Annotated in this window: 16 protein-coding genes; 8 read left to right on the forward strand and 8 right to left on the reverse strand. The window is 36.3% G+C overall.

Translation table 11 applies throughout. The features are described from left to right. Nucleotides 1-220 precede the first annotated feature (220 nt). Nucleotides 221-4,174, reverse strand: a complete 3,954-nt coding sequence (locus BGC7_RS11585) for a two-component regulator propeller domain-containing protein (RefSeq protein ID WP_050701746.1) — start codon at nt 4,172-4,174, stop codon at nt 221-223. Between the two features lie 451 nt (nt 4,175-4,625). Between BGC7_RS11585 and BGC7_RS11590 the strand changes: the two genes are divergently transcribed. From BGC7_RS11590 to hemN, 3 genes are read left to right on the forward strand one after another with little or no spacing between them, the layout of a single operon-like run. After that, nucleotides 4,626-6,683: a TonB-dependent receptor gene (locus BGC7_RS11590; RefSeq protein ID WP_242034371.1), complete on the forward strand. Its 2,058-nt coding sequence runs from the start codon at nt 4,626-4,628 to the stop codon at nt 6,681-6,683. Between the two features lie 10 nt (nt 6,684-6,693). After that, nucleotides 6,694-7,944 carry an MFS transporter gene (locus BGC7_RS11595; RefSeq protein ID WP_050701748.1) on the forward strand — a complete coding sequence of 417 codons (1,251 nt, stop codon included), beginning with the start codon at nt 6,694-6,696 and terminating at the stop codon, nt 7,942-7,944. Then, nucleotides 7,916-9,286, forward strand: a complete 1,371-nt coding sequence (gene hemN, locus BGC7_RS11600; protein ID WP_050701749.1) for an oxygen-independent coproporphyrinogen III oxidase — start codon at nt 7,916-7,918, stop codon at nt 9,284-9,286. Before BGC7_RS11595 ends, hemN begins: the two co-directional genes overlap by 29 nt. A 1-nt stretch (nt 9,287) precedes the next feature. On the opposite strand, the gene BGC7_RS11605 is transcribed toward hemN, so the two are convergent. The 5 genes from BGC7_RS11605 to BGC7_RS11625 all read right to left on the reverse strand — a co-directional run bounded on the left by BGC7_RS11605 (nt 9,288) and on the right by BGC7_RS11625 (nt 12,499). After that, the gene (locus BGC7_RS11605) at nt 9,288-9,647 is read right to left on the reverse strand and encodes a hypothetical protein (RefSeq protein ID WP_050701750.1); all 360 of its coding nucleotides are present in this window, start codon (nt 9,645-9,647) and stop codon (nt 9,288-9,290) included. A 66-nt stretch (nt 9,648-9,713) separates the two neighbouring features. Beyond that, a complete protein-coding gene (locus tag BGC7_RS11610; protein ID WP_050701751.1) occupies nt 9,714-10,655 on the reverse strand; it encodes a hydrogen peroxide-inducible genes activator in 942 nt (313 codons plus the stop codon). An 18-nt stretch (nt 10,656-10,673) separates the two neighbouring features. Beyond that, complete coding sequence (locus BGC7_RS11615) at nt 10,674-11,342, reverse strand: YggS family pyridoxal phosphate-dependent enzyme (protein WP_050701752.1); 669 nt, start codon at nt 11,340-11,342, stop codon at nt 10,674-10,676. Between the two features lie 10 nt (nt 11,343-11,352). Next, nucleotides 11,353-11,808: a DUF4494 domain-containing protein gene (locus tag BGC7_RS11620; protein WP_050701753.1), complete on the reverse strand. Its 456-nt coding sequence runs from the start codon at nt 11,806-11,808 to the stop codon at nt 11,353-11,355. Nucleotides 11,809-11,968: 160 nt separating this feature from the next. After that, on the reverse strand, nt 11,969-12,499 hold the full coding sequence (locus BGC7_RS11625; RefSeq protein ID WP_050701754.1) for an RNA polymerase sigma factor: 531 nt from the start codon (nt 12,497-12,499) through the stop codon (nt 11,969-11,971). 361 nt (nt 12,500-12,860) lie between these two features. On the opposite strand from BGC7_RS11625, the gene htpG reads away from it, so the two are divergent. Beyond that, entirely contained in the window at nt 12,861-14,750 is a 1,890-nt protein-coding gene (htpG, locus tag BGC7_RS11630; RefSeq protein ID WP_050701755.1) for a molecular chaperone HtpG, read from the forward strand. Nucleotides 14,751-14,828: 78 nt separating this feature from the next. Here htpG and metI read toward each other — a convergent pair whose 3' ends face one another. Beyond that, complete coding sequence (gene metI, locus BGC7_RS11635) at nt 14,829-15,482, reverse strand: methionine ABC transporter permease MetI (protein WP_050701756.1); 654 nt, start codon at nt 15,480-15,482, stop codon at nt 14,829-14,831. Then, on the reverse strand, nt 15,475-16,506 hold the full coding sequence (locus BGC7_RS11640; protein WP_050701757.1) for a methionine ABC transporter ATP-binding protein: 1,032 nt from the start codon (nt 16,504-16,506) through the stop codon (nt 15,475-15,477). Before BGC7_RS11640 ends, metI begins: the two co-directional genes overlap by 8 nt. Nucleotides 16,507-17,072: 566 nt before the next feature. Between BGC7_RS11640 and BGC7_RS11645 the strand changes: the two genes are divergently transcribed. The 4 genes from BGC7_RS11645 to BGC7_RS11660 all read left to right on the forward strand — a co-directional run bounded on the left by BGC7_RS11645 (nt 17,073) and on the right by BGC7_RS11660 (nt 24,443). Further along, nucleotides 17,073-20,168 carry a SusC/RagA family TonB-linked outer membrane protein gene (locus BGC7_RS11645; RefSeq protein WP_050701758.1) on the forward strand — a complete coding sequence of 1,032 codons (3,096 nt, stop codon included), beginning with the start codon at nt 17,073-17,075 and terminating at the stop codon, nt 20,166-20,168. Nucleotides 20,169-20,204: 36 nt separating this feature from the next. Then, on the forward strand, nt 20,205-21,557 hold the full coding sequence (locus tag BGC7_RS11650; protein ID WP_050701759.1) for a RagB/SusD family nutrient uptake outer membrane protein: 1,353 nt from the start codon (nt 20,205-20,207) through the stop codon (nt 21,555-21,557). A gap of 72 nt (nt 21,558-21,629) precedes the next feature. Further along, nucleotides 21,630-23,021 carry a pyridoxal-phosphate dependent enzyme gene (locus BGC7_RS11655; RefSeq protein WP_050701760.1) on the forward strand — a complete coding sequence of 464 codons (1,392 nt, stop codon included), beginning with the start codon at nt 21,630-21,632 and terminating at the stop codon, nt 23,019-23,021. Nucleotides 23,022-23,258: 237 nt separating this feature from the next. Next, nucleotides 23,259-24,443: a cystathionine gamma-synthase gene (locus tag BGC7_RS11660; RefSeq protein ID WP_050701761.1), complete on the forward strand. Its 1,185-nt coding sequence runs from the start codon at nt 23,259-23,261 to the stop codon at nt 24,441-24,443. The last annotated feature ends 14 nt before the right edge of the window (nt 24,444-24,457 follow it).

Consider the following 24,457-nt stretch of genomic DNA (forward strand, 5'->3'; position numbering starts at 1 on the left):
TAACTATAGAATAAATGCAAGCTGATAAAATAGCTCATATATCTATCAATACCTAAAATACTCAGACCTAGATTAGATGAAGGACTCAGTGATTTAACACATAGTAACTCATTTTATCACTTTCTCCAAACAGATACCTTTTCTTCTATAATCGACATGCTACTACTTTAGAGTAAATAATATATCTACAGCTAAACTTGAAGTTGTGTAAACAATGAAGTTATTCTGAAATATTGTCTGACTTATGCTGTTCGCGATAATCTTTCGGAGTCATACCAAATCTACGAGTAAATTCTTTATAAAAGTAAGAACGGCTGGAAATACCTACATCTGAGATAACATCCTGAATAGACAGTTCTTCGTCCATCAAAAGTCTGGCAGCCTTCTCTATCCTATATTTCTTAATAAGATCACTAGGTGGCATACCTGATATTTCTTTAAACTTCCTGTAAAACTGGCGGGAACTCATAGCCATTTGTTCTGCAACAAAAGTAGAGCCAAGATCTTCACGATCGAGATTATGTTCTACTATCTGAATAAATTTCTTAATAAAGTCAGCTTGTTCGGTAGTTGTGCACACTACAGAATCGAGCCAGCCAGATAAACCTTCTATATAAATTTGTTTGGCTTCCTGTTTTCCGTATATTGCTTTGTATACAAGCTCTTTTAAGAAAAGAATATCATATGGAAATACAACACACGAATCTGCCCACAGAATTAATTGCCGCTGAACATGTGTATCAACTTTCCATGTTAATATTGGTATAAATGCCGTTTTAGACAACAAGTGACGATATTTGTTAACGTATTGCATAAATGTATTCTCGGCTTCTGCATACATCAACATATCTACCAAAAATAAGACCGGAGTATATTTATTCATTTCTTCAAATGCAAGTTGTATACTTTTTACCGGATGAACTACATAGTCGTCGGATAATAATTCACTTATCAACCACACAATTTCATCTCTATCTTCAAGCAATAGTACAATCTTTTTCCCCTCTTCTCTATCTGCATCTACTACCGGATCAAAAGCTATAACTAATTTTTGTTCTTGTTCCAAATGAGTATATAGAAGATTACATTGCTGCTGATCCAATGCAGAATGGATAAATCTCATCATTGTCTGATTCAGAAAATTAGCATCTGCTGTAGCTTGCTCTTCATTTGTAGCCTTTTCTCCAGAAAGAGACCTATACAACTCCTGTATAACATCAGAAGAAGAAACAAAAGAGAATAACATCTTTCCATTTTCTTCGGTAGCATTCACTATTGTATCTGACGCATTTCTTCTGCCAAGAAAGAGATAACTATAATAAAGAATGCAACGCATTACATTTTTATAAACCTGAAAACTAAAATTACCAGAAATCTCTAAACGTATTGAAGATATATTTACACCTTGCCCATCCAGTGTCCGAAGAACTTCTTTTGATAATTCTAAAAGACTCATACGCCCAGACACAGAAAACCGTATTGGAGACAACTGATTAAGATGTCCATTATTTTGTCCGAAACTAAATAACAGAGACATAATAGCTTCTCTAATCTGCTCTACTTTCAGACAACGCTCTTCGTAAGAAGTATTTTCGGCACGTAGCAGATCACAAGCTCCATATATTAGTGTAATATTATTTAAAAGCTCTCTAATTTTATAATTGCCTGTAGTTAATGAAGCATTTCGTCTTTCCGTTTCCAGCAACTTTCTCATAGCTTTTTCGTGACGAAAATATTTCCGAATCATATATGCCACATAAACAACAAGAGCTAAGCCTAATAAAAAGTAAATAATATATGCTAATGTAGTTCTATACCAAGGTGGATATATATGTACCAGAATAGAGAAGGTCTTATATTCTGTATCAAAAACATCCTTTTTGTAACGAACTTTAAAAACATAATCGCCCGCCGGAACGTCCGAATATGAGGCCTCATCGACACTACTAAATATACTCCAGTTTTTATCATATCCTTCGAGGATATAAGAATACTCGACATAGTCGCCACTAACATAGTCGGGAACAATAAAAGATAGAGAGAAAGATACTTTTGCCCCCTGCATTTCCAATCCTTTTCCATCGGGAGTATAATAATCACCCAGTTTTACTACCGTTCTTCCTATCATCAGCCTGCGTAACAATATATCAGGAGAATATTCGGGTATAGTAGCTACTTTTTTATCCATATAGATCAATCCATCTACACCTCCAAAGAATAGGCTTCCGGTATATGGACAACGATAGTAAGCATCATCACTAAACTCTCCTATTTGTATTCCTCCGCTATAATAATAGGCATGGGAGAAATTATTAGCCGGATTAAATTTAATTAATCCCCTATTTGTGCCCAGCCATAAGAAGCCATTATCATCTTCCAGAATACTGTGTATCATATCATTGAGCAAGCCCTGTTCTCGTCCAATGTAGGAAGCTTCTATTTTTTTACCTTTAAAGTTAAGACAGACTAATCCGGCAGTAGTGCCAACATACAACTGACCATTTTTATGCCAACAGAGGCTGAGAACATCGTCTACTGACTTATGCAGCATTTCGTTGAGCGAAACAATCTGATACTCCTCAGTCCTCATATCAAATCGGATCAATCCTTTTTGCCTGCTCCCCAGCCATAATATAGAATCGCCCTGAGGTATCACACTATAGAAAAGACTGATTTCCCGCTGTTCGTAAAAAAGATGATAACGCCTCTGATAATTCACACTCACATCTTTACCATTTCTTTCGATCGATACCTTCTGAAATCCGGCACCTGAAGAAGCTATATACAATACACTATCACTGGCCTCATAAATGGAATGTACTTCTATAGCAGGTTCTTTTATGTTACCTGACAGTTTGTGCAATTTATTATCATCGAAAGAATAATATAACAATCCAGCAGCGCCAGTTCCCACCCAGAAGCCGTTCATATAACAGCTTTGTACCATACAATATACCTGAAATTCGGAGCTCCATTTAACATACGATACCGCTTTCTGCTTGTCTGTAGCTGAATAAATATCAGTTTTAGAAGCTTGCATACCATTACGGTAATCTTTGATATGTAGCAATCCATCTCCTTTTGTACCTATCCACAGACCTCCATATTTATCAGTAAATACAGACCTAACTTGTCGGCTTATATTAGGAGACAGACTACTCATTTTCAGATTAGTAGCAATTGCATGTTTCTTCGAATACATAAGCGCGCCCTGACCATCGGATCCGACCCAAAGTACACCTTGACGAGAGTCATTATAAATACCAAAAATGCGTACATTCTGATCAATAACTTCCTCTTCATATTTTCGAGAAGTACGCAAACGCATTAGTCCGTTAGTTTTGAAAGCAATCATTATATCCTCGTAGAAAGGAACAATGCCTCTTATATCTCCATATTTCTGAACCATTGCAGATATATTTCGGATATATATTTTAGATTTTCTCGAAATATCGTGTACAAATAAGTCTTTATCCGAGTCATAGAAACAAAACACTCCATTTTGGTAATAAATATATTCTATCGGTTTGGGGTGAAAACTTGTAGGAGACACTGACAGTTGTGTTTTTAACGTATCCTGATCAAAAGCACTTAACGAAAATTGGTAATAATCACCACTTCCATGCGGAAACATGTATAAATCTCCATTTTCGGTTACAAACGCTCTATAGTCAACATTTAACATCTCTACATCCGGCACCTTTATCTGTACAAACTGACGATGATAGGTATTATAATAAGCAATCCAATCATAACCAAGTACCCATGTATTGCCTTTTTCATTAGAGTGTAGTACATAATCACTATCAAACTCGTAACTACAAACAACCTCACGAGAACGTGTAGAAAACCTGTTTATACCCAAATGAGTAGAAATCCACAAGCAACTGCTGTCAGCTTGCTGAATACTACTTATAACATTATTACTAAAGGTTTTACTTTCCGAAAAGTCGGAACGGTACACTTCCATCGTTTTTCCGTCATAGCAATTTACACCATCATAAGTACCAAACCACATTAGTCCGGTATTATCTTGAAACAAACAAAGGACAGCACTATTGGATAATCCCTGCTGATAGTCAATTTTAGAAAATATATAGTCCCGTTCATTGGCAATCAGACAACAAAAAACACATAATAACATAAAAAGGAGCAGAATACGTCGTGTTTTCATTACAAAATACTAGATATCTTTAGGGCAAACCTTCAAACTATACTTTAGAACTACAAGTTTAGTTATAAATGTTGACAAATACACTTATGATATGAATATTTTATTTTCAAATTTCTATTCATAGTATAAAAGAAGTGTAAGATAGATGTATTAAATACCTAATTTTTGTCAAAAAACTAAGATATAAAACCAACTAAAAACAAACGAAATAAGAACATAAACAGATGTAACATAAGTTACACTTTTTGCTATTTTTTGTTTGTTACTTTACGTCTTAATATCAGTATCAAATTTAGTTTTAGATTTACAATAATTAATTTATCACTACATCTAGTGATTGTTAGTTGTAATAGCTTTCTTTACTTTTGCATATCAACTAAGAGCTAACATTACATTCTGTAAAATAATGAGTTATTATAAATTGCTACTATTCGTTTTATGTTCATTTTTTTTGACAAGCAATATTTATGCTGAAGGCGAGCCTATTGATGCCGATTCTGTTGTATTACGGTATACAGGAAACGAGGTAGTAATAGAATCTTTTAAGCAAAACAATAATCTGTATCTGCAACCTATATCAGCCTCATTACTAAATAAAAAAGATATAAACAATCTCAATATAGTCAATATTAAAGAAATCACATCGCTCATCCCTAACCTCTTTATACCCGATTATGGTTCTAAGATGACCTCTCCTGTATATATTAGAGGAATAGGCTCTCATCGTAATGCCCCTTCCGTGGGTCTGTATGTAGACGGTGTACCATACTTTGACCGATCCACATTCGATATCAATATAAATGACATAGAACGTATAGAAATACTAAGAGGGCCTCAAGGAACAATATACGGACGAAATACTATGGGAGGTATTGTTAATGTATTCACACTATCTCCATTTCTGTATTCGGGTACAAACCTTAGCTTATCGGCAGGTAACTATAACAACTATAGTACAGGAGTGTCGCATTACGGTAAAGTAGATAATAAACTAGGATATTCTTTATCTGCAAATTATGGACATTCGGGAGGTTACTTTAAAAACATAACGACAAACAAGAAAGCTGATCCTATAGACGCAGCATCTACCCGAGCACGCATTAGCTGGCATATTATGCCCCGGTTGACTGCACACCTTACATTGGCCTACGAATATTCAGATCAGGATGGGTATCCGTACCGAATATTACATAAAGAGACAGGTAAAATAGACAATATAGATTATGATGCCCGCAGTTTTTTCAGACGTAATATGTCCACTAATGGACTAAATGTGGAGTATGTGACAGATCTGTTTAAAATAGCATCACAATCTTCTTTTCAATTTTTCAATGGCAAACAAGGACTCGATCAGGATTTTACTCCGCAAAGCTTATATTATTCCGATTTCTATCAGCGTCAGCAAATGTATTCTCAGGAGTTTAATATAAAATCGTTAAAAGAAGATAGTAAATACAAGTGGCAGTTTGGTGTTTTCGGATTCCATCAAAACTATTATCAGATGAATGATACGGATAACCTTTCTACAGGTGGTCATACCATACAACATGCCAAAAATCCAACTAACGGATTTGCTGTATATCACCAATCTACAATAAACGATCTACTTATTCAGAACCTTTCTCTTATAGCAGGAATACGCTACGATTGGGAGAAAACAAAATCGACAATGGACAGAAGCACTCCAAAAGGGGTAGAACCCACCGTCAAAGGCAAAACATCCTTTTCGCAGATAACACCTAAGTTATCTTTACAATACTTATACGGATACGACAAGATGGTATATGCAACTGTGGCCAAAGGATATAAAACAGGAGGATTCAATAATACAGCTGAAAAAGAAGAAGACAGAATATTCGATCCCGAACATAGCTGGAGCTATGAAGTAGGCACTAAATCGAGCTTTTGGAATAATTTATTATCATTGGATGCGAGCCTCTTCTATATAGATTGGAAAGATCAGCAAATATCTCGTACCAAGCCAAGTGGTCAAGGTTTTGTTATAAAAAATGCTGGAAAATCAGCAAGCAAAGGTTTCGAAGTAACAGCTCAGCTAAATCCTTTGAAGAATTTTGCATTTCAGATATCTTATGGATATACTCGCGCAAAGTATAAAGAATATGAAGACTATCTCGAAAAACAGGATAAAACAATAGTTTACGACAATAATTATCTACCAATGGTTCCGCAAAACACGCTTCTGCTGGCAGCCAATTATATAATACAAACGAATACAAAATGGCTGGATAATATTACACTAAACGCACAATATACAGGAGCTGGTAAAATTTACTGGACAGATGGCAATGATATATCCCAACCTTATTATGGGCTTTACAATTCGAAAATAACTTTTTCGAAGAAGAATTTTTCCGTAGATTTGTGGACTAAAAATATCGGAGGAAAAGATTATATATCTTATTATTTCAATACAACGAATGCCACTAAACATTATGTGCAAAAAGGAAAGCCTTTTACATGTGGTATAAATATGAACTTTAAATTCTAAATTGCCACGAATGAGATTAGACTACCAAAAAGGAGGTAAACTATTCACTTTTTTCTGTTTGTACATAGCACAGTCAATACCCATGAGCTTTTTCTCTACCGTGTTGCCTGTTATTATGCGTCAACAAAATTTCTCGCTGGAAACAATAGGTATGCTGCAATTATTGAAACTGCCATGGATACTAAAATTCCTGTGGTCTCCAATGGTAGACCGATCTACCTATAGCCTTACCGACTTTAAAAGATGGATATTCTCTTCGGAACTGATATATGCCAGTATCATATTTGCCGTATCGTTTCTGCACTTCCAGACCACTCCTTATCTGATAATCGGGCTTATTGTGCTTTCCTTTGTAGCATCTGCCACTCAGGACATTGCAACTGATGCTCTAGCGGTTATCTCTTTCAGCAGAAAAGATAAGAGCCTTGCAAACAGTATGCAGTCGATGGGTAGTTTTGCAGGAGCAATGATTGGTGGAGGTATTTTGTTGCTACTTTACCACAAAGTAGGATGGGCAAACCTACTACCGTTTCTTGCTGTGTTTGTAATCATAGCGCTTATTCCTCTTATATTTTTCCGATATGGACAAAAAGAAGAAATTATAAAACCAAAACAACAGGAAAAAGCAACAGCTAATGACATACTTGGATTCTTTAAACAAAAAGGAATCTGGAAGCAACTCGTATTTCTTTTTCTGTATTACGCAGGTCTTATCGGAGTTCTCGCCATGCTGAAACCTATGCTGGTAGACTATGGCTATAATATGAAGGAAATAGGTGTTATGTCGGGCATAGTAGGAACCTCTATAGGTTGCTTGGCTTCATTTGGAGGAGGATTTATTGTTAGAAAAATAGGAAGACATACAGCCCGCTTGTTATTCGCGATTTGTACTCTAGTTACCACAATCTACTTTTGTCTGTTGGTTACATGTCTCCCGATAAATATAGCCACTTTGCATTTGGGTATAACTCTCTTGTGGGGTAGCTACGGACTATCTGTTATTGTAGTATATACCACTGCCATGGATTGTGTACGTCCCGGATATGAAGGAACTGACTTTACGATACAAACAGTTATCACACATCTTAGTGGCATCATTATGGGAGTAAGCTCAGGTAAGATTGCCGCCCTTATCACATATAAAGGGTTATTCTTTGTAGAAATGTGTATTGCTTTTGTATCTTTATTATTTATACTATTTGCATTTAAGCTAAAAGCTCCAAAAGAAAAAGATGAAACAAGAATTATTGAAGAAATATAGTGTACCTGTACCTAGGTATACAAGTTATCCTCCGGCAAACTTCTTTAACGATTCCTTTACAGCCCAATCGTACAAGGAGGCTATTATTGCATCCAATACGCAAGATCCCGAACATATTTCCATTTACATACACATACCGTTCTGTTATCAACTATGTTATTATTGTGGTTGTAATTCTCAGCTGTTTCGCAACGATGATACAACAAACAGCTATATAGAGGCACTCAAGAAAGAGATAAGGATGGTACTTCCTCTACTCGACCACAACCGAAAAATTTCACAAATACATTACGGTGGAGGAACACCTACCTCTCAACCGGTCTCTGTACTGAAAGCATTGAATGAGATAATCCTATCAGAGTTTGAATGTATTGAAGATCCTGAAATAGCGATAGAATGTCATCCCGGATATATGGACGAACTGTATTGGAAAGAATTGCTCGATGCCGGATTCAATCGTATCAGTATTGGAGTGCAAGATTTCAACAAAGATGTACTGAAAGCATCTAACCGCAAGGAAACTCGGACTCCGATAGAGGATATTGTAAAAATATTACAGGAAAAGAATGTTCCTTACAATATGGATTTTATATACGGATTGCCACTACAAACACCTGAGACTTTTGCCGAAACAATAAAAAAAGCTATAGAATTAAAACCCGACAGGATAGTTACATTCTCATATGCGCACGTCCCATGGGTAAACGAGTTGCAAAAGAAATTAGAAAAGGCCGGTCTTCCTGCTATAGAGACCAAAAACAAATTGTACGAAACAGCTAAACAGCTACTATTGGAGGCAGGTTACAAAAGTATTGGATTAGACCATTTTGTTTTACCGGAAGACGAACTCTACGAAGCCGAACAGACAAAAAAACTACATCGCAATTTTCAGGGGTATTGTACTCGCCGAACTACCGGACAAGTATATGCTTTTGGTGTAACAGGTATCAGCCAACTGGCAACAGCTTATAGTCAAAATAGTAAAGACCTGGACGCATATATACACATGGTAAACAATGGAGAGTATCCTATAGCCAAAGGATATATACTGAGCGAAGACGAACAGATAACCCGAACTGTTATATCTACCTTGATGTGTAATTATGCTATCAACTGGAACAGTCTTGCAGAAGAATTACACCTATCAACAGACAGAATAAAATCAGCTCTTAACTATAGCCAATCTATGTTGAATGAGTTTGAGCGTGATGGCATTATAGAATACGATGAAAACCATATAATGATTAAACCCGAAGCAACCTTATTTGTACGTAATGTAGCTGCATCATTAGATAAACTGATTACTGCAAATAGTGAAAACAGATACTCAAAATCAATATAAACTAGATATAAAGCAACATTTCGTTGATAACAAATACAGTCAAAGTGAGTATCAATGTGGCAAAAAAAGAAATACTCAGTATTTTGATATCTTTCCTCAAAATGGAGTAAATAGCTACAAGTAACGATATTATGTAGAGAAATCCACAGACAAAATCAAAAATAGCACCGGAAATCATTGATCTATAATCTACAGGTGCACCATAAGAGTAAGTTTCCACAACTTTAAATATTGCGGATTCTGAAAATTCTACGAAATGACTATAAATCATATATGCACATAAGGTAATAGTTAATAAAGCTATTATCCAAAAACCTGTATTGCTTTTCTGTGTATATCTCCGGTTATTATCGTAATTCATAAAGTTCTTCTCAAATAAAAAGGCTCAGGTAAAAATACCAAAGCCTTTCTCATATATCATTGTATGTTAAAAATCTACTATAAACTTTTTCAACTCCGGATTCAATAATTCTTTTGGCACCGATTGTTTTACTTCGGATATAATAATATCTAAAACTCTTTCGCGAAGAAATTCACGACGGGTAACAAGGCTTATCTCGCGCACAGGAGAAATATCTCTAAGAGGTCTCACATTCCGTTTTTGTTTCTCGCTCAATTCTTCAATAGCCATCTCGGGTATTATAGTAAGCCCACTATTGTTATCCACAATATTTATAAGAGTATTGATACTACCCGCTTCGTACGAGAACAACGAATGAGAGCTTTTTCTCTTACGCATATTACAGATGCGCAATATCTGACCACGGAAGCAATGTACCTCTTCCAAAAGCCATAAGCGATTTATATTCAGGTCTTCTTCATCCAACTCTTTTTTTGCATATAAAGAAGTCTCACGAGGAGAAACATATGCGTAGAAGCGTTCGTAATATATGGGATGTTCTGTTATTTTCTCATTCTTAAGAGGAGTAGCTAGTATAGCCCCATCGAGTGCTCCATTGAGAAGTTTCTCTATTATCTGACCGGTAGTTGTTTCTTCTATTACCAAAACAATATCATAACCATTATCGTCATGCATCTTCATCAATTTTGGTAAAAGGTAAGGAGCAATTGTAGGTATAATTCCTAACTTGAAAACACCTTGGACAATACCTTTTTCTTCCTGTATGATTTCTTTTATCTGTTTTACCTGAGATACGATAACACGAGCTTGATTTATAATCTGTGTACCTATCACTGTGGGTTGAACAGGCAGCTGGCTTCTATCGAATATCTTTACTCCCAACTCATCCTCCAACTTTTGTATCATCATACTCAATGTAGGCTGAGTAACAAAAGAGGCTTCAGCTGCTTTTGCAAAATGGCGATGGTTATCCACTGCAATAATATATTCCAACTGTTGTATATTCATACATTATATATTTTAGTGTTAATACTCCCGTTCTCCAAATATAGACGAGCCAACTCTAATCATCGTAGCTCCTTCTTCTATTGCAATTAAATAATCCCCGGACATCCCTATAGATAATTCTGAAAACCGGGAGTCTTCGGGAAAATAACTGTCTTTTATCTCATCAAAGAATAATTTCAGACCTTTAAATTCAGATCTTATCTGATCTTTATCATCAGTATATGTAGCCATTCCCATCAAGCCACCAATATAAGCATGTTTACAGTCTTTCCATAAGCCTTCAGAGAGAAAGCGTATGCACTCATCATATGACAATCCATACTTTGATTCCTCTTGTGCAATATGCACTTCCAGTAAACAGCAAATACTACGACCTACTGCCGATGCCTGTTTATCTATTTCCGACAATAGTTTCCAACTATCCACACTATGAATTGTATGTATATAAGGGGCTATTGTCCTTACTTTATTTGTTTGCAGATGGCCGATAAAGTGCCATTCTATATCTTTAGGTAAAGCTGTGTATTTCTTCTCTAGCTCCTGCATTCTACTCTCACCGAAAATTCGTTGCCCAACACTATATGCTTGTTGTACAACATCTGCCGGATGAAATTTAGAAACAGCAACTAATTTTACATGATCCGGTATATCATTTTTAATAGATAAAATATTATCTGATACACTCATTTACTACTACTTATACTAAAATTACTTTTTTCTTCTGATCCTCGGAATAAGGAAAAACATCCATAATAGTCGTTTCGGCCAAAGAAGCGATAACATAATCTGCTAAAGTACCTTCCATACCTTTCTCTACAACTTTTAAAGCTTCTTTAATATCCGAAGCCTGCGCCAGCATCTGAGCGGCAGTTTTCTTTTCAGTACCGCTTTTTTCGTCAAGAGTAACAAACATTACTTTAGCCTTAAAAAAGCGATCGCCATTGTCATTAAAAAACAATTCGGACAGTTTTGCACGTTTAATATCGGCAATAGTAAACTCTCCGGTTATATAAGGTTTAATTTCTTCTATTATACGAGCTTCGGCTTCGGTAAAGGAAAGTGCATCTACCAAGTAAGGTTCTGTAACCTTCTTTTGCATCCCATTTTCAAGCATTTTCTCATAGCTCACTTTGCATTCAAACCAGTTATGCATACTTATTATTCTTATTATTTATATCTATATTTTTGTGAGACAAATTTAGCAAATTTAATTCATAAAATCTATTATGTCATAGAAATTCATTATATGACTTAAAATTAAACATATATAAAAGAAGAGGGTTNNAACCCTCTTCTTTTATATATAATATATCTTATTCTCTATCCTGATATTTATAGTCGGCAAGAAGCTCCTGAAGACGTTTTCTTGCAAAGAAAATACGACTCTTTACTGTACCGATAGGCAATTTCAGCTGCTGAGCAATTTCTTCATATTTGAAACCGGAAACATGCATACTGAAAGGCACTTTATATTCATCAGAAAAACTATTTATAACTTTCACTATCTCTGCCACAGTATAAGCTCCTTCAGGAGTATCGAAACCCGAATCCTGAGGCATATTTAGGTGATAAAGATTTTCAGTCTGGTCTATCATTGTCTGACTACGAACAACACGACGATAGTTATTAACAAATATGTTGTGCATTATAGTAAACACCCATCCTTTGAAATTAACATTTTCGTAATATTTTTCTTTATTATCAAGTGCTCTTAATGTAGTTTCCTGCAAAAGATCTTTAGCTTCTTCCCTATTTGATGTGAGAGTTAATGCAAAATTCATCATATTATTCTGCAAGTCTATCAACTTGTCTTCGAATACTTTATTTTTTTCTAGTGCTGTCATCTCTTATAGTTGTTAAAATTTGGCTATGTTTACAATGCCAAAGGTTCATAATGTCGTTTTATATTTATTATCCTTAAGCGCCTACATCAAAGGTAGAGAGTTTTTACTATTAAAGTTAAAAAGAAACTAATCAGAGGAATAAAAATGTTAAATATTTTTTATCTATTTTTCAAACAATTAATTATCAATAATTTACAGTAATGAAAAAAAGCTATATAGCTTATAAATAATATCTATCTAAATAAATGAAGAAAAATTGTCTTAAGGATCCACGTCAAATTGGCATAAGCAACCATTTTGGCATCTATTTTGCTCTGTCTACTACAAAATAAGTAAATATATATTTAAAAAACAAAGAAATATGGAAAAAAAAGGAACAATAGGGGTAACTACTGAGAATATTTTCCCCATTATTAAGAAATTTTTGTATAGTGATCACGAAATTTTCCTCAGAGAATTAGTCTCAAATGCAGTAGATGCAACTCAAAAGCTAAAAACTTATGCTTCGTTAGGTGAATTCAAAGGCGAATTGGGTAATGTTTCTGTATGTGTTAAACTGGATAAAGAAAATGGTACAATAACAATATCTGATAAGGGTATTGGTATGACAAGCGAAGAAATTGATAAATATATCAATCAAATAGCTTTTTCTTCAGCAAACGAATTCCTTGATAAATATAAGAATGATGCCAATTCTATAATTGGTCATTTCGGTCTTGGTTTTTATTCTTCATTCATGGTATCTAAGAAAGTAGAAATAATAACAAAATCGTTCAAAGAAGGATCAGAAGCTGTAAAATGGAGTTGCGACGGATCTCCAGAATACTCGCTGGAACCAACAACCAAAGAAGAAAGAGGAACAGATATTATATTATATATTGACGAAGAGAATAAAAACTTTCTTGAAAAGGTGGAAATAGAAAAACTTTTGAAGAAATATTGTCGTTTTCTTCCAGTACCGATTGTTTTTGGAAAAAAGACAGAATGGAAAGATGGTAAATCTGAAGAAACTGACGAAGACAACATTATAAATGACACTAATCCTCTATGGACAAGGAAGCCTGCTGAACTGAAAGATGAAGATTATAAAAAATTCTATCAGGATCTATACCCTTTCTCTGACGAACCTATGTTTTGGATACACCTGAACGTGGACTATCCCTTCAAATTGACAGGTATACTTTATTTCCCTCAGGTAAAAAGTAATGTAGACCTCAACAGAAATAAAATACAGCTATATAGCAATCAGGTATTTGTAACAGACTCTGTAGAAGGTATTGTTCCCGAATTTTTGACATTAATGCACGGAGTACTCGACTCACCTGATATTCCATTAAATGTATCTCGTTCTTATCTGCAAAGCGATCAGAATGTAAAAAAAATATCGAACCACATTACAAAGAAAGTAGCCGACAGATTGGAAGAAATATTCAAAGCAGACCGTACCCAGTTTGAAGAAAAATGGGATAACTTGAAGCTTTTCATCGAATATGGTATGCTTACAGATGAGAAATTTTACGAGAGAGCCCGAAAATTCTGTTTATTAAAGAATTCTGATAATAAAGCATTCACTTTTGAAGAATACAAAACTCTCATATCTGCCAATCAGACAGACAAAGACGGAAATCTTGTATATCTGTATGCCAACAATAGAGAAGAACAGTTTTCTTATATAAATACAGCTAGAGATAAAGGATATGATGTTATTCTTTTCGATGGACAACTAGATGTACACATGGCAGGAATGCTGGAACAAAAGTTTGAGAAAAGCCGTTTTGTACGTGTAGACAGTGACACTATCGACAATCTTATACAGAAAGAAGATTCGAAAGAGGTAGCATTGTCCGATAAACAAAAGGAGAATTTAAGCGAAGCTTTCAAATCTCAATTACCAAAGATAGACAAAACAGAATTCACAGTAGACTACAAGGCCTTGAGCGAAAAAGATCAGCCTATACAGATTACTCAGAATGAGTTTATGCGCCGTATGAAAGAGATGTCTGCAATGCAAACGGGAATGGGCTTTTATGGAGAAATGCCGAACAACTATAATTTGGTATTGAATGTTGAACATCCTCTTGTCAAGAAGATAATATCAGACATAGAAGATAAAGATAAGGAAAACATAGACGCATATGCCGGAGAAAACTCTAATATTCGTCAGTTGGTTGACCTAGCTTTGCTTTCGAATGGTATGTTGAAAGGAGAAGCTCTAAATAACTTCATTAAAAGAAATATGAATAGTCTGTAATTAGGTTATGTAATCTATATAAAAAAGAGACAGTCAGATATTGACTGTCTCTTTTTATTTCTAAAAAATATAATAGAATTACTTATGATCAAACCTCTTTGAAATAAAATTCCCTATATACTGAATAACAAAAACTAATATAACTAATAGAATCAATACGATATTCATTATTTCCATATCGTAGCCAACATATCCGTATTGATAGCCGATCTGTCCAAGCCCTCCTGCACCTACAGCTCCTCCCATAGCAGAATATCCCACTAGAGTAATAAGGGTTATAGATGCACAATTGACAATGGAAGGTAAAGCCTCCGGCAGCAATACTTTTCTCACAATCTGAAAAGGAGTTGCACCCATAGCACGTGAGGCTTCGATAAGCCCTCCAGGAACTTCGAGCAAACTGTTTTCTATCATCCGGGCAACAAATGGAGCAGCCCCTATGCTCAACGGAACCAGTGCTGCCGATACTCCTATAGATGTACCCACAAGCATTCTGGTAAAAGGAATCATCCATACGATGAGTATAATAAAAGGAATGGCCCTGAATATATTTACAATAGCAGCGAGAATACTATTAAGCACTAGATTTTCTCTGATCTGTCCCTTTCTTGTTATATACAACAGTACGCCTAACGGCAAACCGATAACAAAGCTGAAAAAGCCGGAAACAAAAGTCATTATTATCGTTTCCCACGTACCTGTTAATAATAGTGAGATTATATCTTTAGACATATCCTAAAATAGTTATTTTAATATTTTTACTTTTCAAATACTGAACCGCTAAAACCTCTTTTTCATGTTGTCCTACAAGCTCAATTAGCATCACTCCAAATTTTATTCCTCCAATACGATCCATCTGAGCACACACAATATTGCTCTTCACTTCATACAGTTTTGCTATATCAGAAAGAACTGCATCTGCTTCCGACTGCCCCGAAATATCCAGTCTTATCAACGAGTGTTTGTTTTCCGAATAACTTTCGGACAATCGGTCTTCATAATCTGAAGGCACATGTATTTTTACCGAGGAGTCTATAAAATGTTTGGTAAGCTCATGTTTAGGATGAGAAAATATCTCGGCAATAGAACCTTGCTCTATCAACTTTCCCTCATTAAGAATAGCAACATCGTCACAGATCGTTTTCACTACTTCCATTTCGTGAGTAATAAGAAGTATGGTGATATTCATTTTCTTATTAATACTTTTCAGCAAAGAAAGTATCGAATAGGTTGTTGCCGGATCAAGAGCACTTGTTGCCTCATCGCACAGCAATATTTTAGGGTTATTAGCCAATGCGCGAGCTATGGCAACACGCTGTTTTTGCCCTCCGGATAATTTTGCAGGATAATCGTTTATTTTGCTCTCCAATCCCACTAACTTCAATAGTTCCAGAACTCGTTCTTTAATCAGGCTTTTTGGCATTTTACTCAATTTGAGAGGAAATGCTATATTGTCGAAAACAGTAGCCGAATTCAGCAGATTGAAATGCTGAAAGATCATTCCAATATTACGACGTGCCGCTGTCAACGCAGATGGAGACATATTTGTCATATTCTTACCATCTACAAACACTTCTCCGGAAGTAGGACGTTCGAGCAAGTTCACACATCGTATCAACGTGCTTTTTCCAGCACCCGACTCTCCTATTATACCAAATATTTTACCTTCGGGTATTACTAGCGATATATTGGTTAAGGCGATAACAGAAGTACCTTTTTCAGAAAAGTCTTTTGTTATATTCTTCAGTTCTATCATCTAATTGTATTGTATTCTAAATATATACGGTTTTTTTGCTAAATACTGGACTTCCCTTATTCAGCGATCCAATTCATAATGCAAATTTATCTATAATCATTTAACTATAAATACCGCATCTGTGGTATTTATAGTTAAATAAAAGCATTCTATTTTTGCATTTGTTATACAAGTTAAACTAAAATAAGAAAAATGATTATGAAAAATCTCTTAAGGACTCTCTCTTTCGTCAGAGATAAATTTTCTCTACGAAGCGATTCGTTACACACAGATGCCCAGTCTAGTGACAACAATAAGCTGTCTTTCTCAAACTCTTTCCTATTCTCTCCCCTTTTCTCAACACGAATGTGTTGTTGTTAACCCTCCTCTTATTTCTTATCAACATATCGATCTAGACAAGATCGGCAGAGAAAAATCTCACCGATGGTCAATCCTGTATTACATTACATATGTAATATTCTCAGGAAAATATAATTATATATCAAAGAAAGTGTGATTTAAATAAAAATAAACACTTCCTCCTCCGACGGCATTTGGTTTTGGAAGTGTTCAATATAAAATAGAATATGACAAATATATTTAATTTATTTGTAAACAATTACAAATCCGTATGTGTTAAAAAGCACATTTATATATTTTTAGGATTATTGCTCTTTGCTTCCGGAGTATCTGCCCAAACAGTTATAAAAGGAAAGGTAATAGATGCAACAACCAAAGGGCCCGTTATCGGAGCATCTATTGTACTGAAATCGACAACAAATGGAGTGCTGACAGATGTAAATGGAGCTTTTACTTTTCAAACATCAAAAGCCCTGCCTGTCACCCTGTCCATTAGCCTGGTCGGGTATAAGTCTCAAGAAATAGATGTTTACGAAGCCGAGGAACCTATTATTGTCACATTAAGTGAAAACTTCAACTTCCTCGACGAAATAGTCGTAACGGGCTACACCAGTCAGCAACGCAGATCTGTTAGTGGAGCTATTACATCTATCAACTTGTCGGATGCACTAAAAGAAACAGCTGCTTCCGGCTTCGACCAATTACTACAAGGAAAAGCTCCCGGTGTACAAATATCATCAAATACAGGAGTTCCGGGTGGAGGTGTTACCTTTCGGGTAAGAGGTAGCAACTCTATCAATGCAGGAGTAGACCCACTTTATATCATCGACGGAGTATTTATAAGCAATAGTAATCTTATATCGACAGGCATGGGCGGACAAACCCAATCGAACCCTCTATCTGATATAAATCCTTCCGATATAGAAAACATAACTGTACTTAAAGATGCCAACGCTACTGCAATTTACGGTTCGTTAGGTGCAAATGGCGTTGTTATAATCACAACAAAAAGAGGGAAATTAGATAGTAAAGCCAAAATATCTCTAACTCTGTCTCATGGATGGGCTAGTGCAATAAAAAAATTCAAATCAACTACCGGTCCTGAAACAGCTCAGCTGGCAAACGAGGCTGTATATAATACAGCAATAGACAGAGGATTAGATCCGTCAACTGTAACATTACCTTTTCCTGATCTGTCTGTTGTACCTACTTACGACCGCAACAGTGATTTGTTCCGAACCGCATCTTTATCCAACTACGAAGTTTCGGCACAAGGAGGAAACACAAATAGTACATATTATGTGGGATTGGGATATACAAAGCAAGAATCTATAGTGAAACCTTCCGATTTTGAGCGTTATTCTGGCAGATTAAATTATGACAATAATCTGACAAGTAAGTTGAAAATAGGAACCAGCATCAATATAAGTAAAGTGTACCGTAATGTAAGTAGTAACGATAACAATCCGAAAGGAGTCATCAACTCTGCTATATTTGTACGCTCCTACCTGCCTGTATTCAACGAAGACGGTAGTTATGCCAGATATGGAAGCTTTGATAATCATTTAGCTCTTATAGATCACTTAGACAACAATGCTGTAACATGGAGAACGATTGGCAATGTATTTCTGGAATACAATCTGCTGAAAGATCTCAAATTCAGGTCTAGCTGGAGTCTTGACAATACAGACCTTACAGAAAACAATTATGCAGATACGTTTGTCAGTGCAGGTATTGCCACCAAAGGATCTGCAACATCATACAAGGCAAAAAACGTTGTATATACCGCTGAACAATTACTGACTTATAATAAAGTGTTTAAAGAAAAACACGCACTCAACGTCCTATTAGGAAATACGATAAATGCCGTTCAGGAAGAATATACAAGTGCTTCGGGACAGGGGTTTGCTACTAACGATTTAAAAGACATATCTGTAGCCTCTACTAAATCCGGATCGGCATCGAAATCGGAAAGTCGGCTGGTTTCATTCTTCGGTAAAGCCAGTTATACCTTCAACCATAAATATACAGTAGACGGAAGCATAAGAGCTGATGGTTCTTCCAAGTTTGGAAAGAATAACCGTTGGGGATATTTTCCATCGCTTGGTCTTACGTGGGATGCAGGAGAAGAAACTTTCATTAAAGACACTCACTTCTTCGATGCGCTTAAATTTAGAGGTAGTTTTGGATATTCAGGAAATCAAAACGGTATAGGCTCTTATGCTGCTTTAGGTCTGTGGTCAGCAGGAGCCAACTATATAGAAACTGCAGGAACTGCTCCTTCTCAGTTGGCCAATCCCGACCTCACATGGGAAACGACTCGTCAACTCGATTTGGGTTTCGACTTTGCAATACTTAAAAATGCTTTAAGTTTCAGTTTCGACTATTACAATAAGTACACATACGATCTTCTTCTTAATGTACCTGTCCCATATCGTTCCGGATTTACTTCCTTTCTGCAAAACTATGGTGCTGTAAGAAACAGTGGAGTGGAGCTCGCAATAAGTTCAACAAATATTAAAACAAAAGATTTCAGATGGAATACCGAGTTTAACATATCATGGAACAAAAATAAGATAGAGAAATTAGCTTCAGACATTACTTTAGGAGCATCAGGTCGTAATGCCTCCATTTTACGGGAAGGATATTCGGTAAATTCATTTTATCTGTATAAACAACTATACGTAGATCCCGAAACAGGAAATGCTGTATATGAAGACGTAAACAAAGATGGATTCATCACTTCTGCAGACAGGCAAATAGTAGGTAACGCTTTGCCTAACTATACAGGAGGTCTCACTAACGAAATATCATACAAAGATTTTTCTCTGAATGTTTTCCTATACTTTCAGCAAGGAAACAAAATATTGAGTATGCACGATTTCTTTCTGGTACATGGCGGCACACAGAATAATATAGGCTTTATACCTCGCCAGCTGGAAAGATGGCAAAAGCCCGGTGATATTACAGACATACCACGTCTGACAACCTATAGTGGAGACCCCACAATAAATGGAGGTGCTGCAAATAACTATGGAGGTAATGTAGCAAATATGAGCAGTAGATACCTGAGCGACGGATCTTTCGTCCGTCTGAAAAATATAGCACTGAGCTACAATTTACCGAAGTCGGTAACAAACAGTCTTCATCTGAGTAAACTCAGAGCAACGGTATCGGTTACCAATCTCTTTACTATCACAAAATATAAAGGACTCGATCCAGAAGTTAATGCACAAAGTAGTAGCCAAAACACCTACGGTTACGACTGGGCTACAGTACCTCAACCAAGGACTGTTCAACTTACACTAAATGCAATATTCTAAAGGAGTCAGTATTTACTACAATAAAAAACAAAAGCAATGAAAAAATTATATAGTAATTTAATTCTCACATTTGCAGTATCATTATCTTTATTTCAGGTAGCATGCGACGACTTTTTGGATTTGTCACCGACAAATGCAATTCCATCAACCATAGCTATTACAAACAAAGAGACAGCAAACGCTGCTATTATAGGAGCTTACAATTCTGTTCAGAACTATTACTCCAGTTATTATATTACATTAGGTACTATAACGGCAGATAATGTATCGTACAATGGAACACTGAGCCAGTATCTACAGCTAGATCAGAACTCGATATCTCCTGACAATATAGGTACAGTAACCGTATATCAGACTATCTATTCTGCAATAAACTCAGCTAACTCTATCATTGCAGCCATAGGGAGTGTTAATGACCCGCTATTTACTACTCCCGAAAAGAATAAAATACTAGGTGAAGCCTATTTCATCAGAGCTCTTTCTTACTTCGACTTAGCCAGAGGATGGGGAGGTGTACAAATACAACAGAACCCGACAAAAGATCTAAGTACATTATCCGGTATCAAAAGAAGCACATTACAACAGACATATGACCGCGTACTCGAAGACCTGATAAAAGCAGAAGAATTGTTGCCTGAAGACGACACAACAACACGCAACCGTGCCCAAAAGAATGCAGCCAGAGCTTTAAGAGCCAGACTTCATCTTTATCGCGAACAATGGACAGAGGCAGAACAATATGCAACTCTGGTTATAGGCAGCTCCAAGTATTCGTTGGTTAAGCCTTTCAACACCTTCTTTTCCTCTCCATTTTTATCCAGAGAATCGGTATTTGAATTAACTTTTACATCTAACGACAAGAATAGTTATTGGAACCTATGGTATCCGAGTACTGTCGGTGGACAATATACATTGAAGCCATCCGAGACATTGGTAACCCAATTAAACAACCCTAATATAGGAGGTACACGCAAGTCTCTTATAGCAGGAAGCGGAAATTCTGTTTATGGGGTTCTGTACAATACTGTATCTACAAGTACAGATCCGGCCTATGTTATCCGTATAGCAGAATTATATCTGATAAGAGCCGAGGCTAGAGCTAAAAAATCAGCAACAGATTTACCGGGAGCCTTATCCGACCTGAAAGAAGTGAGAGACAGGGCTGATGTTCCTAAGTTTGACAGTGACAACAAAGAAGCAGTTATACTTGCCATAGAAAATGAAAATAGTATAGAATTCGCTTTCGAACCCCATCGTTGGTTCGATCTGGTGAGAACAAAAAGGGTTGGAGCAGTTTTAGGCTTAACCAATACGGACTATTGGCTATTTCCTCTTCCGGCATCGGATATCTTATCCGATCCTGATGTAGATCAGAATCCGGGATACTAAAAAAAGAAAAAGTATTGGCTGAATATAAAAGCAGCCAATACTTAAATTTTCACACAAGTAAACACAATAATTATGGGAAGAAATAATGTTGTAAATAATGTTCTTAATATGGTGGGCAACACGCCCATGATAGAAATAACAAAAATAGACACAGGCAAGTGCAGACTGTTTGTCAAGCTCGAAAACCAAAATCCGGGGGGCTCGATAAAAGACCGCATAGGTTTATCAATGATAAGCGTTGCCGAACAGGAAGGAAAACTGAAACCCGGAAACACTATAATAGAAGCAACGGCGGGTAACACTGGACTGGGATTGGCTCTCATAGCAAAAATGAAGGGTTATAAACTGAAACTGGTGATTCCTGACAAAATGAGTCAGGAAAAAATAAACCATCTCCGAGCTTTGGGAGTAGAAGTTATTATTACACGCTCAGACGTAATAAAAGGACATCCTGATTATTATCAGGATTTGGCACAAAGCATAGCAAAAGACACAGGCGCATATTATATAAATCAGTTTGAAAATCCCGCTAACCCTCTGGCACACGAAACTACAACAGGTCCGGAGATATGGGAACAAATGGAACAGGATGTAGATGCCGTTGTTGTCGGCGTCGGTTCATCGGGAACCTTGACAGGTCTTACACATTTCTTCAAGAAAGTAACAGACAAAACTGAATTTGTTTTAGCAGATCCTAATGGATCTATTCTTGCCGATTATATTAATAAAGGGATTCTTCGCTCCGATTCGGGATCGTGGCTGGTAGAAGGTATCGGCGAAGATTTTATCCCGTCAATAGCAGACTTTTCATTAACTAAAAAGGCTTATTCAATATCAGACAAAGAGAGTTTCGATAGTGTATATGAGCTTCTTAACAAAGAAGGAGTTCTTGCCGGATCATCTTCAGGGACTCTTCTTGCTGCCGCTATCAAATACTGTAGAGAACAAAAGGAACCCAAACGGGTAGTAACATTTGTTTGCGACAGTGGCAATAAATATCTATCGAAAATGTATAATAATCATTGGTTGCGCGACAATGGGATGGAGAAAAAAGAAGTGTATCACGATCTTCGAGATTTTATTCAACGCAGTACCGAAGACAAATCAATAATATATGCCGAACCATCAGATAGCCTACTCACTGTATATAAAAAAATGAAGTTATATGACATTTCTCAGCTTCCTATTTTATTGCGTGGCAAAGCCGTGGGAATTATAGACGACTCTGATCTGCTGAAAGCATATACAGAAGGGCATAACAGCAGTACGTTGGTATCGGAGATAATGACTACTAAACTGATAACCATACCATATACAGCAAGCTACGAACGGCTGATAGGCATTATCAACGACGGCTATGTTGCTATACTGGAAGGAGACAAAGGTGTATTTATGGGATTAGTTACCAAAATAGACATACTCACCAAAATAAATAACGATGCTATAGCTAAAGCATTAAGCTAAAACAATATTAAAAATATTTATTAGTGCGAATAGCTAGGACTATTTAAATAGAAACTAAAACTTTATCTATAGAGAAAATACCTTTTTTATAATATTGAAAGTAACAATAAAAAAAACATACAGAATCTGTTACTTTCGTTACTTTTTAGTTAAAATAAGACTATCTAAAGATAGAATAAGTAGTTGTTTTAAATAAAGTTAGTCCTTCATTCTCATTAATTGTTAAATTAAAAAAAGATGGGAAATATATATAATCAATACGGATTTGAAACAAAAGCAATCCACGTAGGAGAAAAGCCCAATTTCAGAGAAGGTGCAACAGGCGATGTCATTGTCCCCATACACCTATCTACAACATTTGCACGCGAAAAAGTAGAAGAACCAACAGCAGGATATGAATATACCCGTTCATTGAATCCTACCCGCAAGGCATTGGAAGAGAAGCTGGCTGCATTAGAGAATGCAAACTATGCGTTAGCGTTCAGCTCCGGGTTGGCTGCCGAATCAAGCGTTATAATTGCCTTGTTGAAAGCAGGTGACCACATCGTAGCATCGGACGACCTGTATGGAGGAACCAAACGGCTGTTCAACAAAGTGTTTTCCGATTTCGAGATAGAAGCCTCATATGCCGACTTTGTAGACCTGTCGAGTATAGAAAAGAGTATAAAACCTAATACGAAAATGATATGGCTAGAATCTCCGACCAATCCGTTACTAAAGCTATCCGATATTTCAGCAATTTCTTCAATAGCAAAAAGGCATAATCTGATTTTAGTGGTAGACAACACATTTCTTTCGCCATACTTCCAGAACCCTCTCAGTCTTGGAGCTGATGTAGTCTTACACAGTTCTACAAAATATATAGGAGGCCACAGCGATGTACTAGGTGGTTCGGTTATGGTATCGGACGATGATCTGTATCAAAAGTTGCAATATTATCAGAATGCCGTTGGGGCTGTTCTTTCTCCTTTCGATTCATACCTGACTATAAGAGGAATAAAAACACTCGGATTGCGTATGAAAAAGCATGAGGAAAACGCTCTTTTGATTAGTCGTTTCTTAGAAAATCATCCTAGAGTGACAAAGGTGATTTATCCCGGTCTCGAAAGCCATCCACAGTACAAGTTATCGAAAAAACAATCGAAAGGATCGGGAGGTATCATCTCTTTCGAGATAAAAGGGCAGCTCAATGATGCTAAACATTTCTTAGAGTCGCTTCATTTGTTTGCCTTAGCCGAAAGCCTTGGAGGTGTAGAGTCTCTTATAGAACTACCGGCTCTGATGACACATGCCTCTGTCTCGAAAGAAGAGCGGGAGGAAATCGGTATTACCGATACACTCATCCGTTTATCGGTAGGTATAGAAGAAGCCAAAGATTTAATCTCAGATCTCGAAAATGCTTTGGACAATTACTTAGGTTAAGAGTCAACATAGCT

The organism is Dysgonomonas sp. BGC7, from assembly GCF_001261735.1.
Taxonomy (GTDB): Bacteria; Bacteroidota; Bacteroidia; order Bacteroidales; family Dysgonomonadaceae; genus Dysgonomonas.